The sequence below is a fragment of the Chryseobacterium aurantiacum genome (genome assembly GCF_003020585.1).
Taxonomy (GTDB): domain Bacteria; phylum Bacteroidota; class Bacteroidia; order Flavobacteriales; family Weeksellaceae; genus Chryseobacterium; species Chryseobacterium aurantiacum.
The window spans coordinates 134485-151230 of record NZ_PXUE01000005.1 but is presented as its reverse complement, the minus strand read 5'-3'; the positions used below and the strand labels follow the sequence as shown (position 1 = coordinate 151230).

The 16746-nt window shown below is 35.7% G+C and carries 17 protein-coding genes; 4 read left to right on the top strand and 13 right to left on the bottom strand.

Going from position 1 to position 16746, the window contains the following annotated elements; translation table 11 throughout:
* Positions 1-17: 17 nt before the first annotated feature.
* Positions 18-1379, bottom strand: a complete 1362-nt coding sequence (locus tag C7D53_RS16830; RefSeq protein ID WP_106917574.1) for an aldehyde dehydrogenase — start codon at positions 1377-1379, stop codon at positions 18-20.
* Between the two features lie 224 nt (positions 1380-1603).
* Between C7D53_RS16830 and C7D53_RS16825 the strand changes: the two genes are divergently transcribed.
* A complete protein-coding gene (locus C7D53_RS16825; RefSeq protein ID WP_162926207.1) occupies positions 1604-3238 on the top strand; it encodes a hypothetical protein in 1635 nt (544 codons plus the stop codon).
* A gap of 19 nt (positions 3239-3257) precedes the next feature.
* On the top strand, positions 3258-3767 hold the full coding sequence (locus tag C7D53_RS16820) for a hypothetical protein (RefSeq protein ID WP_106917572.1): 510 nt from the start codon (positions 3258-3260) through the stop codon (positions 3765-3767).
* Between the two features lie 46 nt (positions 3768-3813).
* On the opposite strand, the gene C7D53_RS16815 is transcribed toward C7D53_RS16820, so the two are convergent.
* The 3 genes from C7D53_RS16815 to C7D53_RS16805 form a co-directional block, all read right to left on the bottom strand.
* A complete protein-coding gene (locus C7D53_RS16815; RefSeq protein WP_106917571.1) occupies positions 3814-5376 on the bottom strand; it encodes an MFS transporter in 1563 nt (520 codons plus the stop codon).
* 283 nt (positions 5377-5659) lie between these two features.
* Positions 5660-6706, bottom strand: coding sequence for an HlyD family secretion protein (locus C7D53_RS16810; protein ID WP_106917570.1), 1047 nt, complete (start codon positions 6704-6706; stop codon positions 5660-5662).
* 5 nt (positions 6707-6711) lie between these two features.
* Positions 6712-7968 carry a TolC family protein gene (locus C7D53_RS16805; protein ID WP_106917569.1) on the bottom strand — a complete coding sequence of 419 codons (1257 nt, stop codon included), beginning with the start codon at positions 7966-7968 and terminating at the stop codon, positions 6712-6714.
* 214 nt (positions 7969-8182) lie between these two features.
* Here C7D53_RS16805 and C7D53_RS16800 point away from each other — a divergent pair, with 214 nt between their 5' ends.
* Positions 8183-8986, top strand: a complete 804-nt coding sequence (locus tag C7D53_RS16800; protein ID WP_106917568.1) for a helix-turn-helix domain-containing protein — start codon at positions 8183-8185, stop codon at positions 8984-8986.
* 196 nt (positions 8987-9182) lie between these two features.
* Here the strand turns inward: C7D53_RS16800 and rplI are convergent, their stop codons facing one another.
* The 9 genes from rplI to C7D53_RS16755 all read right to left on the bottom strand — a co-directional run bounded on the left by rplI (position 9183) and on the right by C7D53_RS16755 (position 15637).
* A complete protein-coding gene (rplI, locus tag C7D53_RS16795) occupies positions 9183-9686 on the bottom strand; it encodes a 50S ribosomal protein L9 (protein ID WP_106917567.1) in 504 nt (167 codons plus the stop codon).
* 111 nt (positions 9687-9797) lie between these two features.
* Positions 9798-10100, bottom strand: a complete 303-nt coding sequence (gene rpsR / locus C7D53_RS16790) for a 30S ribosomal protein S18 (protein WP_034706728.1) — start codon at positions 10098-10100, stop codon at positions 9798-9800.
* 32 nt (positions 10101-10132) lie between these two features.
* The gene (gene rpsF, locus C7D53_RS16785) at positions 10133-10474 is read right to left on the bottom strand and encodes a 30S ribosomal protein S6 (protein WP_034695444.1); all 342 of its coding nucleotides are present in this window, start codon (positions 10472-10474) and stop codon (positions 10133-10135) included.
* Between the two features lie 150 nt (positions 10475-10624).
* Positions 10625-11977 (bottom strand): chloride channel protein, encoded by a 1353-nt coding sequence (locus C7D53_RS16780; protein WP_106917566.1) that lies wholly within the window; start codon positions 11975-11977, stop codon positions 10625-10627.
* A gap of 42 nt (positions 11978-12019) precedes the next feature.
* Positions 12020-12649 carry a hypothetical protein gene (locus C7D53_RS16775; protein ID WP_106917565.1) on the bottom strand — a complete coding sequence of 210 codons (630 nt, stop codon included), beginning with the start codon at positions 12647-12649 and terminating at the stop codon, positions 12020-12022.
* A gap of 194 nt (positions 12650-12843) precedes the next feature.
* Positions 12844-13188 (bottom strand): hypothetical protein, encoded by a 345-nt coding sequence (locus C7D53_RS16770; protein WP_106917564.1) that lies wholly within the window; start codon positions 13186-13188, stop codon positions 12844-12846.
* Positions 13185-13376, bottom strand: a complete 192-nt coding sequence (locus tag C7D53_RS16765; protein WP_106917563.1) for a hypothetical protein — start codon at positions 13374-13376, stop codon at positions 13185-13187. The genes C7D53_RS16770 and C7D53_RS16765 overlap by 4 nt, the downstream gene beginning before the upstream one ends.
* Positions 13377-13438: 62 nt before the next feature.
* Entirely contained in the window at positions 13439-14746 is a 1308-nt protein-coding gene (locus tag C7D53_RS16760) for a dihydrolipoamide acetyltransferase family protein (RefSeq protein WP_106917562.1), read from the bottom strand.
* A gap of 63 nt (positions 14747-14809) precedes the next feature.
* The gene (locus C7D53_RS16755; protein ID WP_106917561.1) at positions 14810-15637 is read right to left on the bottom strand and encodes an SAM hydrolase/SAM-dependent halogenase family protein; all 828 of its coding nucleotides are present in this window, start codon (positions 15635-15637) and stop codon (positions 14810-14812) included.
* Positions 15638-15769: 132 nt separating this feature from the next.
* Here C7D53_RS16755 and C7D53_RS16750 point away from each other — a divergent pair, with 132 nt between their 5' ends.
* Positions 15770-16729, top strand: coding sequence for a PhoH family protein (locus tag C7D53_RS16750; RefSeq protein ID WP_106917560.1), 960 nt, complete (start codon positions 15770-15772; stop codon positions 16727-16729).
* Positions 16730-16746 lie beyond the last annotated feature (17 nt).

Below are 16746 nucleotides of genomic sequence, written 5' to 3'. Positions count from 1 at the left end.
CGAGAAAATAAAGATGATCACAACAATTTTTTGATCCAGTTTAGTTTTTTCTCAGAATAAGGCGGATATTTAATATTCGGTTCTCCCCATGTTGCTTTTTCAAGAATAGCTTTTTGATGAGAAAAGGCTTCGAAGCCATATTTTCCATGATAATTTCCAATTCCTGAACTTCCCACCCCTCCAAATGGCAAATTATCATTGCTTAGATGCATTACGGTATCATTGATGCATCCACCACCAAAGGAAAGCTTTTTGGTAAACTGCTCTTTTTCTTCATTACTACTCGTAAAAAGATAGGCGGCAAGAGGTTTTTCCAGTTCCAAAACTGCATTCAGGGCAATGTTATAATTTTTAAAAGTAATGACGGGGAGGATTGGTCCAAAGATTTCTTCCTGCATAATTTCATCACTCCAATCAATATTATGAAGAATTGTTGGTTCTATATACCGCTGTTCTTCGTTAAGATTTCCTCCGAAGTATATTTTATCTCTGTCAATAAGACTTGCTAACCGTTGAAAGTTTCTTTGATTAATGATTTGGGTGTATTGTTCAGAACCAGGTGTGTATTTAAATTCCTGAATATATTTCCTCAGCATTTCCAAAAACTGTTCCTGAACCGCTTCTTCTATCAGGAGATAATCAGGTGCTACACAGGTCTGTCCGGCATTTAAAAATTTCCCCCAAACAATTCTTTTGGCTGCAATATCCAGATTGGCATTCTTGGTTACTATAACCGGAGATTTCCCGCCCAATTCAAGAACCACAGGGGTTAAATGTTCTGCAGCAGCTTTGTACACGATTTTTCCAACTTTGGTGCTACCGGTAAAGAATATCTTGTCAAACTTCAATTTTAGCAATTCTGTGGTTTCATCAATACCTCCTTCATACACATATAGATATTCGGATGGAAAGTTTTCATTGATGATTTTAGCCATTGCCTTCATGGTATTCTCCGCAATTTCGCTTGGCTTGAGAATACAGCAGTTTCCTGCAGCTATTGCAGCAATAATGGGAGATAGAGATAATTGATAAGGATAATTCCATGCTCCTATGACCAGGACACAGCCTAGCGGTTCTGCATACACCTTGCTGTTTCCTAGTTGATTAACCAAATTGGTATGTGTTTTTTTCGGTTTTGTAAGAGATTTTAAATTCTTTAGATAATAATCAATATCATTTAAAATAAAGGAGATTTCTGTAGTGAAAGTGTCAAATTTTGACTTACCAAAATCTTTGTAGATGGCTTCATATAAAAGATCTTCGTGTTTGATGATAAGGTCTTTCATCTTTTCAAGATACATCTTACGAAACTTACTGGATTTTGTTTGCTGAGTTTTAAAGAAACCCTTTTGTCCTGATATAATTTCCTGAATTTCCATACGATATGATTATGATTTATCTGATAATATTTGATGTTGTAAATATGTAGAATTGTAACAATAAACCTACCATAATCTTTTATTTTTTTTAAAAAGCATAGAAACTGTTAAAAAACATTTGTTATATCATTGCTTTGTGAAAAAAAAGTTTGTAGTTTTATTTGCGCCAAATTATTAAGATGAGAAAAATTTTATTATTAACTTTTTTGTTAATAGGTTATGTCATGTATTCGCAATGTTTAGGATGTACAATTACTAATCCTACTGATCCGGATTATCATTTTCCGGATAATGAAACCATCTGTTTTACCTCAGATATGACGTTCAGTAATCCCAGTTTTGGATCAAATGTCAAATTGTGTATTGCTTCCGGTGTTACTGTTGTTTTTCAAAATAATATTTCGGGAGTTAATAACGCGATGATTTATTTCGATGTTCATGGAAAACTTCAGTTTAATCAGTCAGTTACTACAGTTGCTGACCTGAATGTTCATGTTTTTAATGGAGGGGAGGTCTCCATAGGATCTGGTAATGGGAATTTTACAATGGATGGACAAAATAATGTGATTTTAAATGAAGGAACTATAGACCTAGGCGTTTTACAATTTGGAGACAATACTAATAATATTATCAACAATCTAGGAAATTTAAACATCCACGGAAACCTTAACATGAGCAATTCTGCTGTTACAAAGTTCAAAAACGAGGGTGGGGGATTTATTTCGATTGGAGGTAATTACAGTAATAATGAGAATAGTATTTACATCAATTGCGGAACTATTATCTCTACCAGTGGTTTTAATATCAATGGTGGAACGATTTATAATACAGGCTTTTTTACAGTGGGAGGTGACATCAATATGTCTGGGGGTTCCAGTAAGATTTATAATTTTGGCCTTTTTACATCAACAGGAAATATGAATAACGCTCCTGCCAGTGCTATTATCTATAATGAAGGAAAGTTCTCTATTAATCAATATCAAGGTGGTAATGCAGCTTTTCACGGGCCTTCATCTTCTTCCAAAAAAGGATATATAGAAGTTCAAAATGCCATACAGGTGAACAATGCTGTGATTGGGCCCAATCTTGATTTTAAGTTAAGTACAGGAGTTTCTGATCCGGGCTCTATTTTTTTCAATAGCAATCCTTCTTTTTTAACGAATGTTACTTTTGATTGTGAGTCTACCAACAGCTGCAGTGCGCCACTCGTAATTAATCCGGGATTCTGTCCTACAATTGATGGAATGTTGCCTCCCATGGCTGTTGATGATTCTTATACAATAAATGCCGGAAGTTCATCAGTAGGAATTGTTCTGGATAATGATTTTGAAACGTATAATGGTGCTTCAGCTACCACTTCCAACGTAATAATGTCTCAGGTTTCAACTTCAAACTCTAATATTAGTTTAAATGTAAATGATGGCCATATTCAGGTAGCATCAGGAACACCGGCAGGAACATATACTCTTGTTTATCAAATTTGTCAGCAATCAAATCCTACCAATTGCGATACTGCAACGGTAGAAATTATAGTCCCTGGCACTACAACTTGTTACAAGCCTGCCATTACTTCAGGAACAATTCTTACTTCCAATTTAGGAATTACAGCATTGAACAGAGCCGATTCCGGAGACTCAAACTGGCCCGGAATACGAAAAGGAGGCTGGCTGGTGCTAGAATCTAAAACAAAAGGTTTTGTATTAAACAGGTTATCAGATGTTCAGGTTGCAGCGATTCCAACGGTAGATTTAAAAGAGGGAATGATGGTATACAATACTACTCGGAATTGTTTACAAGTGAATATTAACGGAACTTCTACGGGGTGGAGATGTTTTAATAAGCAGACATGTCCGGATTAATTTTTTAAATTAAATCAAAATGAAAAAAACAGTTTTAATGATAAGTTTAATGCTTTCCCTTTTATCTTATTCACAAGTTGCAATTGGGAAAAGCACATTGGAATCCGCTTCGTCTTCATTGGAATTTGGATCTGAAAATCGTGGAATGATTCTGCCATGGGTAACCAATATTGCAAGTGTACAGAATGCCGTTAACGGTACTTTGGTTTTTGATCTTTCCGATAAAAAAATAAAATCCTACGAAAATAATACTTGGGTTGATCTTTCCATTGATACTACGGGAAGTGCAGATTCAGGTTTACAAAATGCTTTGAATGATAATGCAACGGCAAAGGTTACAGTAGGAATCCCAACGGCTACTTCTGGAATTTTGGTACTGGAAGACATTGATAAGGCGATGATCTTGCCCAAAGTTGCCAGTCCGCATCTTAATATAATTGCGCCAACAGCAGGGATGATAGTTTATGATACAGTGAAGAAGCAGCTCGCTGTTTTCAATGGTTCAGTCTGGACGTTCTGGGGTGAATGATATGGTAAGTTGGTTGGCAAGTTAGGTTAGTGTTTATGATATAAAATTACATAATATTTCTCACTGCAATTTTTACAGGATGATAAAGGAGTAATAGAAGGGCCGTAATTAATGCCAGCCAAAATAATCCGGTAAAGATCTCCATATTGGAAAGTAATATGGATTGGGCTGTTATTTTTGCTTTAAAAGCTCCTGCAGTCATGGAAAGGGATTCATTGAAGGGTAATTTTGAGATATTAGATCCAAAAATCTGACTCCATTGGCTATAGAAAATAGGGTTGGTATCTGTAAGATTGAAGCTTAGTGTATCCGCGTGTTTTAAGGTTAAAAAGAGCATCAGATTTTGCATTAAGGCATATCCAATGGCGGTGGTCCAGAAACGGGTTGTTGTTCCGAGAGCAGTAGCGTTGGCAACATATTCTTCCGGCATTCCTGAGATTAGAAAGAAAACGAGCGGTGTAAACAATAATCCTTGAGCTACACCTTGTAAAAATAAAGGAGGACAAATTGTGGAGAGGGTAGTATCCGGATAAAAAGTATAGGTAAACCAAGCACAATCTACTGCCAGTAAAAGAAACCCTGTAAAGAATACAATTCTTGATGAAACTCCCTTAATAAGACATATTCCTGATAAAAGAACGCCTAAAAGGGTCCCTGCAACATTCCAGTATTGAATGTTTACAATATAATCCCAAGGCCATTTCCAGACTGTTGCCATAATGCTGTAGACATTATTCAGCCCTGAACGGATTAAATAAAAGATGAAAAACAGAATCATTCCTGCAATTACATTTTTAGAGCTAAAAACTTCAAAATGGAATAATGGTCTTTTTGAGTTTCTTTGTTTAAGCATAAATAACCCTCCGGAAAGTAAAAATATAAAGAGACACATGATGATTGTATCAGATTCAAACCACATCAGTCTTTTACCGTAAATAATAGCATAACCTCCGGCCTGCAGACATACCCAAAGCAAGAACCAACTAGATATATCCAATTGATACAACGGTTTTTTAGGGAAAAATCTGTTCGTATTAAAAATAGCTATCCCTATGATAAGTACAAAAACATGAAAATAAACCATCATGAGAACCATATGTTGAAAATTATAGTTTTCAATGCTGGATTTCAATAAAGAGGTGGTTACTGTACCACCTGTCAGCATAATGGCATACATAAATAAGTAAGCCAGGACCTTGGCATGTCTTGTTTTTAATTCTGCAACAATTAAAGGAAGGAAAATGGCTCCTTCAAGCAATCCAAAAATACCCTCCAGAAACCGAATGACTAAAATAACATGATAATCATTAGTGACAGATAAGACGTAAAGAATGATTACGGATATGGAAGACATCAGAAGAACATAGTATTTTACACTGAAATAAGCCATAAATCGTTGCAAAACTAAAAGGGTAACAACAAATGTTCCGTACATCAAAATCATTAGGTATTGGATGTCGTCAGAATCTACATCCATAAAGGAAGAGGTGAAAGCACTGTTGGAATGTAGCAGAGACAACAACATCAGGTGGGGAAATAAAGCCAGCACCAGAAGTGGCAGCTTTAGCCATTGTGGTACCCATTTATGATAGACAGTATTATGTTGCATAATTTTTAATAGTGGAAAAGAGGAATGAAAACGAATTATAAAATTGTGAACAGAGGATTAATCCTCTTTTTTGTCGGAATATAAAATGCGAAAAGACAAAAGGGCAAAGGTGTAAAAGTAAAAGGTAAAATGGCAAATATGCTAAAAGAAAAAATTTGCAGATTCGCTATTTTGCGGTTTTGCCTTTTCGCTAAAAAAAAATAATTTAATTGTAAAGTCTGAAACGTGTTGGGTTGAAGATAATTTTGCACTCTAATACTCTAATACTCTCCCACACTCAAACTCATATCTTCTTCGCGCTTACCAGAACATTCATTCCTGAAAGCAGTTTTTCGTTTTCTTTATTGTTGTCAAGAATAATTTTTACAGGAAATCTTTGTTCAATCTTGACGAAGTTTCCGGTTGCATTATCTGGTTTTACCAGAGAAAACTGTGATCCTGAGGCTGGGGAAACAGAAAGTATCTTCCCTTTGAATTCAATACCGGGATAAGCATCTGCTGTAATAATGACTTCTTGTTTCTGGTCGATTTGCCCAAGCTGGGTTTCCTTGTAATTGGCAATAATCCATTTTTCCTTGCTTACCATTTGTACAAGAGCCTGTCCTTCTTTAATCAGTTGTCCTTCCTGAATCGTTTTTTTACCTACCCAACCATCATAAGGAGCCGTGATTACAGTGTATGAAAGGAAGAGCTTAGCATTATTCAGGCTAGCAGAGCTTTGCTGAATCTGGCTTTTCGCAGGAGCAACTTTTGTTTGTTGTTCGCTGGCTCCGGCTCTTACTGCATTTTTCTGTTGTTCCAAAGCTAGCATGTTGGCTTTTGATTGTTCGTAGGAAGCCTTTACATTTTCAAAGTCCTGTTCTGTAGCGGCATCTTCTGCCAGTAGATTTTTATATCTTTTATAGTCCTGTTCTGTTCTCCAGATGTCAATTTTGGCTGAGGCAATCTTGGCGTCAATTATTTTGGTATCACTTTCTTTGGTATTCACAGCACTTTGAATCGTTGTAATATTCTCTGTATTAGCATGAAGACTGGCTTCAGCCATCTGCACCTGATTGACAAACTCTCTGTTGTCTATGATCAGTAAAGTATCTCCTTTATGTACAAATTGATTTTCATTAAACTTTATATTTTTAATAAATCCTGAAACCTTACTGGATACCGGAGTAATATATTGTTCTATCTGCGCATCATTGGTCGTAATATTTTTCCTTGTGAAAAGATAAAAGCTTATCATTCCTGTAACCCCACTGATGATAAGAATCCAGGCCAGTAGAGTAATTGTTTTGTTGATTCTTTTTTCCTTTTGTGTCAGCTGTTTCTGTGCCATAGTTTTTATAAGTTTCCAATCGTATATTGGAGTTGATAGTATTTTAGTTGTCTGTTAATTTTTACGGAGATAAGGTTAGATTCAGCTTCCAGATAAGTATTGTCTGCATCTATAAGTTCTGTGATAAGACTTAGCTTATTCGCATATTTTGTTCTTACAATACGATAGTTTTCTTTCGCCTGATCAATGGCTTCTTCAGCAATTTTTACCTTTTGATCCGTTTCTTCAAACTTTTTGTAAGCCTCATATACACTATGTCTTATTTTTTCCTCATTTTCTTCAATTTGAAGCTTTGCCAGGTCAATATTTTCTCTTGCTTGCTGCATTCTGTATTTGTTTTTGTACAGGTTTTCGATGGGATAGGTTAAATTCACTCCAAGCATTCCCAGACGATAGGCATAAGGTTCTGGTGGGAAAAACATCATATTGGGATACTTTAAAAAATATTCTCCACCGGCAGTTATTCTGGGTAAATAGTTTGCCTTGGTAATTTTCTGATCCAGTTCCTTTAATGAAAGGTTTTTGTGAGTAATATCAACAGATTCGTTTTTGCTTAATGCCGTTTCTGTAAGGTCATTGATGTAAGGGATCGCTGCTTTATCGGAGATCAGATCCTCCGTATCTACATGCATTTCCTGAGGTTCCGGAAGCGAAAGAATAGTTTTCAGCTTATGCTCGGCAATCTGTATGTCATTATCTAGTTCTGTCCAGCTCATTTTATGATTAGACAGCTGTAGGGAAGTTCTTAAAACCTCATTTACTGTTACTACACCATTTGCTTTTAGAGCTTTTACCTGCTTAATGTTTACCGAGTCTTCCTTCATCTTGTCATTAATAAGAATCTGTTGTTCTTTTAGATGGTGAATTTGTAAAAAGGCAGTAATGATCTCCATTTTTAGAAGTCTTTCATCAAGATGCGTTCTTAAAGTTGAAATTTCAGTGTCAATAGCAGCTTTTTTCTCTGTATTCTTAATCTTTCCCCCCATATACACAGGAATGGATGCAGATAATGTGAAATCATACATTCCGTTAATGGCATCATATTTTGTAGGTTTACTAAATACGCCATCCTGATACTGGAAAAGATTGGTAACCTGCGTATAGCTCGTATGAAACTCAATGTCCGGAAGTTTTTCCATTTTAAGGTCTTTCTCTTTGGTTGCGGACATTTCCTGCTTTAGATGGCTGATCTGAATATTTTTGTTATTCTTTAGACCAATCTCTATAGCCTGTTGTAGGCCAAGGTGTTGGTAGTCTATCATCTGTGCGTAAAAAAAATTGCTCAATAGTAGGCACAACGCTATGCACTGATATCGGCATGCGTTAAATATCATATTCATAAATTAATTAAGGGATTTTTGCTAAAATGATTTTGATAGGGCAAAGGTACGACGGACTCTATCAGACAGTATTTGTGAAACAAGAAAAAGATTTGTTCATTTACGCCATTTTGAAATTTATTCATACCTTTATTTCATGAATAACAGCCATTTTAAAGAAGTAGAAGAAGAAGATGCTGAATTTTATGTCTATCATGTTCTTACAGGCAACATTACAACAGATATTCATTATCATAGTTCTGCACAGTTAGTGTATGCAGAGGGCGGCATTGTGCATGTTTTTACAGATCTGAAGCATTGGTATCTTCCGGCAAGGTGCTTCATGTGGATTCCTGCAGGAACTCCACATTATCTTTTTTCAACCAGTCCTAAGGTCGATTTATATAATTTTTACTTTAAAAAAGAAGAAAATGAAAGTGGCTTTTTTGATGAAATTAATATTTACTCAGTCAATGAACTGCTTCGGGAGATGATTTTGTATACCAAAGACTGGGATGGAAAAATCACAAAAAATGACGGTCCAAAATATTATTTCCTTAAAGCCTTAAAAGGGATTCTGCCCGAAAAAAGAGATAAAAAGCTGGCGTTTCCTGTTCAACATCCTTTTCCAAAAGATGAAACCCTGCTGAAGATTGCAAGATATATTCATGCTAACCTGGAAAAGCCCCTTACCATTGAATCTACGGCTAAAGAATTCGGAATGAGTACAAGAACCCTTTCCAGGAAATTTAAGGAGATTTTGGGGATGAACTACGTTCGTTTTTTAAGGGCCCTGAGAATTACCCGTTCCCTTGAGCTGATGCTTGAAAGTAAATATAATATGTACGAGATCGCGATGATGGTGGGCTACAATAGCCTGTCTTCCTTTAGTAATATTTTTAAAAAAGTAATTGGGGTAGCTCCTACGGAATATCAGCAGAAATTAAGAGGAGATAGGTGATTGGGGGATGTTGTTGTGTTGGAGGTTTTTTTTGAGTGTTAGTGTGTTAGAGTTTTTGAGTTGATGGGACAATTATAATTTACCTTATATTAATTCTTGAATCCGAGCTCTTTGATTTTCATCCTTTATTACATAAAAAAACCACTTCAAATTGAATTGAAGTGGTCTTGTATGGTGAGAAATTCTCTGTTGCTTATTAAGCTTCTTCAGATTTAACTTCTTCTTTCTTAGCAGCAGGAGCAGCTACAACTGGAGCGTCAGATACGATATCGAATTCGAAATTGTACTCAACGTTTCTGTGTAATCTGATGTTTGCAGTTACTTTACCAGTTCTCTTGATAGTGTTACCTGGGATTTTGATGTATTTCTTCTCTACAGAAACTCCAGCTTTAGCAAGAGCAGCAGAAAGATCTGCATTGTTGATAGATCCGAATAACTTATCACCAGAACCTACTTTTGCAGGGATTGTAACAGAAGTCTTCTTCAATTGCTCAACTACAGCGTTAGCAGCAGCGATTAATTTAGCTTCTTCTTCTTTTCTAGCTTCTAAAGTAGCTTCTAAAGCTGCTTTGTTTTTAGGTGTAGCTAAAAGTGCAATTCCTTTAGGAAGCAAAAAGTTTCTTGCATAACCTGGCTTTACACTTACTGTATCAAACTCAAGTCCTAAGTTTTCTACGTCTTGTTTTAGGATGATATCCATTGTTGTTGTCCTTTTTTAAGATTTTAGATTACTCTAAAATCAAGTTAGAATTAATTATTTATTCAGCAACAAAAGAAGAGATTGCTCTCTTCTTTTATTTATTTTTTTGTCTTATTTCAATAAGTCAGCTACGTAAGGTAGTAAAGAAAGGTGTCTTGCTCTTTTGATAGCAGCAGAAACTTTTCTTTGGTATTTTAAAGAAGTTCCAGTGTATCTTCTTGGTAAGATTTTACCTTGCTCGTTTACAAATTGTAATAAGAAATCAGCATCTTTGTAATCAACGTGCTTAATTCCGTATTTTTTGAATCTACAATATTTCTTTTCAGATTTTGTATTGATATCAAGTGGAGTAAGGAATTTTACTTCTGATTCTCCTCCTGCAGAGGCTTGTTTAGCCATTTCATCTATTGCCATGTCTTGTCTTTTTTAAAAAATAGGGTTAATAATTAAGCTTTAGCTGCTTTTACTTTAGCTCTTCTTGTTACAGCGTATTCAACAGCGTGTTTGTCAAGTTTTGTAGTAAGGTAACGGATTACTCTCTCGTCACGCTTAAATGCTAATTCTAAATCAGCAACTACAGTACCTTCACCTTTAAACTCGATTAAAGTGTAGAACCCATTCTTTTTTAATTGGATAGGGTAAGCTAACTTTTTCAATCCCCAATTTTCTTTAGCAACGATTTCGCAGTTCTTTTCTTTGATAAGATCTACATACTTGTTCACTGCTTCCTCTACCTGTGCCTCAGATAGAACGGGAGTTAAAATGAAAACAGTTTCGTAATTGTTCATAATGTTAAATGAATTTGTTAATTATTTCGAGGTGCAAAATTAGAGAATATATTTGTAATATACAATATTATTCGTGAAATAATTGAAAGTTATATATTGGCTGGATTTGGGATTTGATGGCAGATTAACAAGAAATTATTTTTATTACAACTAATCTTTTGATCTGATTTCGGTTAAAAAATTCACTTTTAATACATCATATAAAGAATGTCTGCTTACTAACAGGGACGCAATGGAAGAAACCATGCCGGCAAGCATCAGGTGAAATATGAGTGAATGTCTGTCTGTCATTTCCAGAACAATAATGGCTGATGTGAATGGTGCACGGGTAATCCCTGTAAGAAAAGCAACCATTCCGCCAAGGATTACCACATTGGTTTCATTGGGTGTTAAATGGATGACTCCAGAAATCACTGATCCGATACTCGCTCCGGCAGTAAGAGCGGGTGCAAAGATGCCTCCTGCACCTCCGGAAGTAAAGGATAGGGCAGGACCCAGCATTCTTAAGATAGGAACATACCAATCTTCATGCTTGTCTTTCGTAAAAAGAACCCTTTCCATAATCTCTTTTCCTGAACCCAGAACTTCCCGATTGATAAAATAGGCAATGGAAGCAATGATTAAAGCACAGATCACTAAAAATATAACATTCGCTTTATCTGTTTTTAATTTTTTCTTTTTCCATCCATTGATCTTTAGCATAATGACAGAGAGCTGGCTTGCAAGAATACCTGCTGTGGCTGCCACAAGAACAATGGGAAACATTACCATTAAAGAGACATCATTGGTTTTGGGGTAACCAAGGTATAAATAAGATCCGGCTAAAGTCTGAGCTGTTAAACCGGCAATAATGACCGCTGTAAATAAAGCTGTTTTAAAGTAATTAATATGCGTTTTTGATAATTCCTCTACCGCAAATACAATTCCTCCTAAAGGAGTGTTAAAAGCGGCTGCAAGTCCGGCTGCCGCTCCGGTCATGATCATGTTTTTCTTGGAAATTTTCGGCCACCATTCGGGTAAATATTCATTGACCTTTCTAAAAACGGAACCTGCAATCTGAATGGTGGGTCCTTCACGGCCTACAGCACCCCCTCCAATTACCAATACAACAGAGGAAATGATTTTAAAGATGATAATTTTAAGGCTTAAGAGGCTTCTGATCTTGGTATGCTCTTTCGGGTTAGCCAGTTCTACCGCAGCCATAACCTGTGGAATGCCACTTCCTTTGGCATTGGGAGCAAATTCTTTTACCAGCCACCACGAAAGTACGAATCCAACGGGAGCGATAATGAAAATCATCCATGCATGCCAGTCAAAAATGAAATTCATAAGATGTTCACCCCACGCAAATACCTGAGCATACAGCACGGCAAAAAAACCTGTAATAACAGATCCTATCCAAAAGGGAATTGCCTGAAGCAGGTTGTACTTCAGTTGCTCATTCCGAATATTATCGAAAGATTTTTTAAGGGATTTTTGTATAAGGGTAAAGATTTTCAGCATTTGTTTGTGTTGGGGGATGAAATTACAGTTAAATTATGAAAATTATATTTCATTTAAAAACTTTGAAACAATTAATGCATTATTTACATTGAGTGTTTGGGGTAATCCGAATCCTAAAATATTGTTTTTGATATCAAGCCTAAAATCCTTGTCCGGAAAAGCTTTTATGATTTCTTTTCTCCTTGGATTTAAGAATGCTAAGGTTTTGCTTGAATCACTTCCCTGAAAAGAATGATTTTTAAAGTCTCTAAAATTGCTATCAGAACTACTGAAAATTTCTGCTATTTTATCAGCAATATTTTTTCTGGTGACGGAAATAAATCCAAAATCATCATCTAGTTTTTTTAAGCCCCAAATTTCTATGGTATCATATTTGTCAGCTGTTCGAGAGCCTTTGCTAGACGCTCCTATAGTATTAACGACCGTATTAATAATAAAAAGATAAAACGTATTGGTCTTGTCTTTATTTGTGATGTAGTAACAGATTTTTGGCGTTTTTAGAGGGTTGGTATTATCAAAGCAGAACTGATTGTAAGGGGAGTCTTCAATGTCTGTTACTGAGATACTATAGATTTTAGAAAGTTGATCATAAATCTCAATAATTAACTTTTCCTCTTCTTTAGAAAAATCAAATAGTTTAGTGACTTCTAATTTTCTGAAATCTAATTCCATATGTGTTTACTTGTTTTTAGGAATGAAATTACAATTTAAGATTTAAATTTTAAAAATAAAATGAAAGTCTATAAAAATAAATACATTGTTCTAAAGATAGAACCTAGCTTAATATGAGTGGGATTTGTTGAGTATTTAAAAAAAAAACGCTTCCAAAACTGGAAGCGTTTTATGATTTATATTAAAGATCTCTATTAATCAAGAAATATCATAATAGCTGCTATGCCATAGATTAATAGAAGAATTCCACTTAGAGTTAGATTAGCATTTCTGAGCTTTAATTTTTCATTGCTTTGAAGAACTATTGTTTCGATAAGAATGAAAAGAAACCAGAGCGAATGAAAAGCAACCATATAGATTGCAACACCTAAAACTGCCCATCCACTTGCCTCGCTCATGGCAAAAGAAAATGCAATAGTTCCGAAAATAAGCACTACAAGACGTATTAAAACATGATTTGTTACGTTCTGGCGGGCTGGCGGATTATTCTTTTTCTTCTCCTCCTTTATTTCAAAAAGCTCTCTAAGTTCAGGACTCATTCTTTCTGTTTGTTGTATAATTTAACAAAAAACTGAAGAATTCCCACAAAACCTAGAAGGTTTAAAACTCCAAAAATACGGTACATCCCTATGGAATAAACCTCAAAAAAGCTAAGAATAAACTGAATAAGATCAATAAGAATAACTACACTTAATGATATTATCGCGATTAAGGTTGCATTTTTCATATCTCAGCTTTTTTGGTTATTAATGAGCCTTCCTTTGAAATTAAAAAGGAAGGCTTTTTGTTTTATACTTCTGTGTTCAGATCCCAGTTTTCAAGATAGTCATGAACATGTTTCAGCATCATTCCTCCTAGAGAACCGTCTACCACTCTGTGATCGTAAGAGTGAGACATGAACATTAAGTTTCTGATAGCAATTACATCACCATCTGCCGTTTCAAGAACAGCCGGCTTCTTAACGATAGCTCCAATTGCCAGAATAGCAACCTGAGGCTGAGGAATGATTGGAGTTCCCATAAGGTTTCCAAAGCTTCCTACGTTAGAGATTGTGTAAGTTGCTCCCTGAGTGTCTTCAGGTCTTAATTTTTTGTTTCTTGCTCTGTAAGCTAAATCATTGATTGCTTTTGCAAGACCGGAAAGTGATAATTGATCTGCATTTTTAATTACAGGAACAATAAGGTTACCGTCTGGAAGAGCAGTAGCCATACCAATGTTGATGTTTTTCTTTTTGATGATGTTCTCACCGTTTATAGAAACATTGATCATTGGGAAGTCCTGGATTGCTTTTACAACAGCTTTCACGAAAATTGGCATGAAAGTAAGCTTTTCACCTTCACGTTTTTCGAAGATCGCCTTGTTTTTATTTCTCCATTTTACAACGTTGGTAACGTCTGTTTCAATGAAAGAAGTTACGTGTGGAGCAATTTGTTTTGCTTTCACCATGTTTTCAGCGATGATCTTTCTCATTCTATCCATTGGAATGATCTCATCACCAGCGCTTACCGGGATCGTAGCTGCAGGTGCAGAAACCGCCGGTTTTGGCGTAGTTGCTGCCTGTACCGGAGCCGCCTGTGGAGCAGGTTGGTTTCCTCTGTTGGCAACATATGCTAATATATCTTCCTTAGTAATTCTTCCTTCTAAGCCGCTTCCTTTAATGGTTTTAAGCTCAGTTTCAGAAATGTTTTCCTGTTGTGCAATTGATTTTACAAGTGGAGATAAGTAAAGGTCTCCCGAGAACTCTACATTTGAAGCAGCAGCAGTTTGTAAAGGCTGTTCAATTGTTGTTAAAGTTTCAGTATCCGGAGTAGCAGCCGGAGTTTCAGTTTTTACTTCCTCTGATGCAGTGCCTTCTCCTTCAATTTCTAAAATAGCAATGGCTTCGCCTACTTTTGCAACTTCGTCTTTTTGTTTTAAAATTTTTACGATTTTCCCCGAAACCGGTGTCGGAACGTCTGAATCTACTTTATCTGTTGCAATTTCTACTACAGAGTCATCTTCTTTTACGTTATCACCTTCATTGAATAACCAAGTGATAATTGTCGCTTCCATAACCCCTTCTCCCATGGAAGGAAGCAATAATTTGTATTCTGCCATTTTTGATTTTTAGATTTTGACAAATATATAAAAAAAATCGGTTTTTTTATGAAATATATAATTTTAGCTGAATTCAATGTAGATATTTTCGCCCACATTCAATCCAAACAGGCTTTTCGCGCCGTTTTTCTTACTTCCTTTATAGATCGTAAGCTCCAATAACTGACTGTCATTGAAAATAGCGGCAGACTGCCCGTGAAATTCGGTCTCTCTTTCCCAGTCTGAAACAACTTCCGTATGGCTTGAAAATATCCTCGAAAGACTCAAGTTTCTGAATTTTATGGTGAAACCGTTGTATCCTTTGCTGATATTTTCAAAGAAATCTTTGTTGATATTTGAGATTATATTTCCGAAATTATCAATGTAGGTAACCTCGCCAATAATCATTCCCTCAGACTCATTATAAACGGCCCTTGGAAACATTAATTGTTTGGCAGTATCTATTTTTCTTCCAATAACCTCAGGAAGACCTCCGTTTGCCAAATGTACGGCTGCCGGAACAAAGATGTCTGTAGAAGTAAAATCTATGATATCATCAAAACGATTGTTTAGGGTGAGTTCATAGATTGCTTCAGGTTTAATATCAAAAAATATAAGGCTCAAAAGCCCATTGTCAGAGGCCATAAAGTAAGAACCATCTGCTTTGTAAATAATATTTTTTCTTGATTTATGATAAAAACTATCCACAGAAAGAATATGAATGCTTCCTTTTGGAAAGTATTTGTAAGCGTTTCTTACAATATATGAAGTTTGTATAAGGTTGAATGCCTGGATGTCGTGGGTTATATCAATAATATTAACCTCAGGATTTAGAGACAGAATTTTGCCTTTCACAGCGGCAACTCTGTAATCTAAATTTCCGAAATCCGAAGTAAGGGTAATAATTGACATGAGCAATTTATAGAATAGTGTAGTATTGCAAAGTTATTTAAAATAAAAAGAATGCCCGAAAGATTGTTGAAAAGAATTTAATATAAATTTGAAAAAAAGCTTTAATTTTAAAATCTAAAATAAAAATACTGCATGTTTGAATTAACATATGATTTGGAAGATATCGATGCGAAAATCTTCTATGGAGTTAGTAACCAATATTTCAACTTAATAAAATCAAGCTTTCCGACTCTTAAGATTACAGGGAGGGATCACGTTATCTTTGCCATGGGAAATCAGGAAGTTTTAGACATATTAAAGCAAAAACTTGACGATATTGTCAAGTTTATCTCTAAAAATAACTCAATTGGGCTGAAAGACGTTGAAAATATTCTCAATATTAAAGATGAAAATGAGAAGCAACTGATCTTCGATCAAGATATTATTGTAAAAGGAGTAAACGGGAAGATTATTAAGGCCAAGACGACTAATCTTAAGAAACTGGTAAAGGAAACTGAGAAAAAAGACATGGTTTTTGCCATTGGTCCTGCCGGAACCGGAAAAACATATACCAGTGTGGCATTGGCTGCAAGGGCTTTAAGAGATAAGGAAGTAAAAAGGATTATCCTGACCAGACCGGCTGTGGAAGCAGGGGAGAGTCTTGGATTTTTGCCAGGAGACCTTAAGGAGAAGCTGGATCCGTATTTACAACCTTTATATGATGCACTGCGTGATATGATTCCTCATGAAAAGCTGGAAGGCTTTATGGAGAAAAAAGTAATTGAGGTTGCTCCATTGGCTTTTATGAGAGGACGTACTCTTGATGATGCCTTTGTAATTCTTGATGAAGCACAAAATACCACTCATGCCCAAATGAAAATGTTCCTGACAAGGATGGGGATGAATGCCAAGTTTATTATTACAGGAGATCCTAGTCAAATTGACCTTCCAAAGAATCAACAGTCTGGATTGAAAGAAGCAATGAGAATTCTGAACGGAGTAAATGAGATTGGTTTTGTGCATCTTACAGAAGAGGATGTAGTAAGACACCCTGTTGTTAGAAAGATCATTCTGGCTTATAACGATGAAGATAAAAGAGTAAGAAATGACTAGTCCCAAATGAGCAAAAG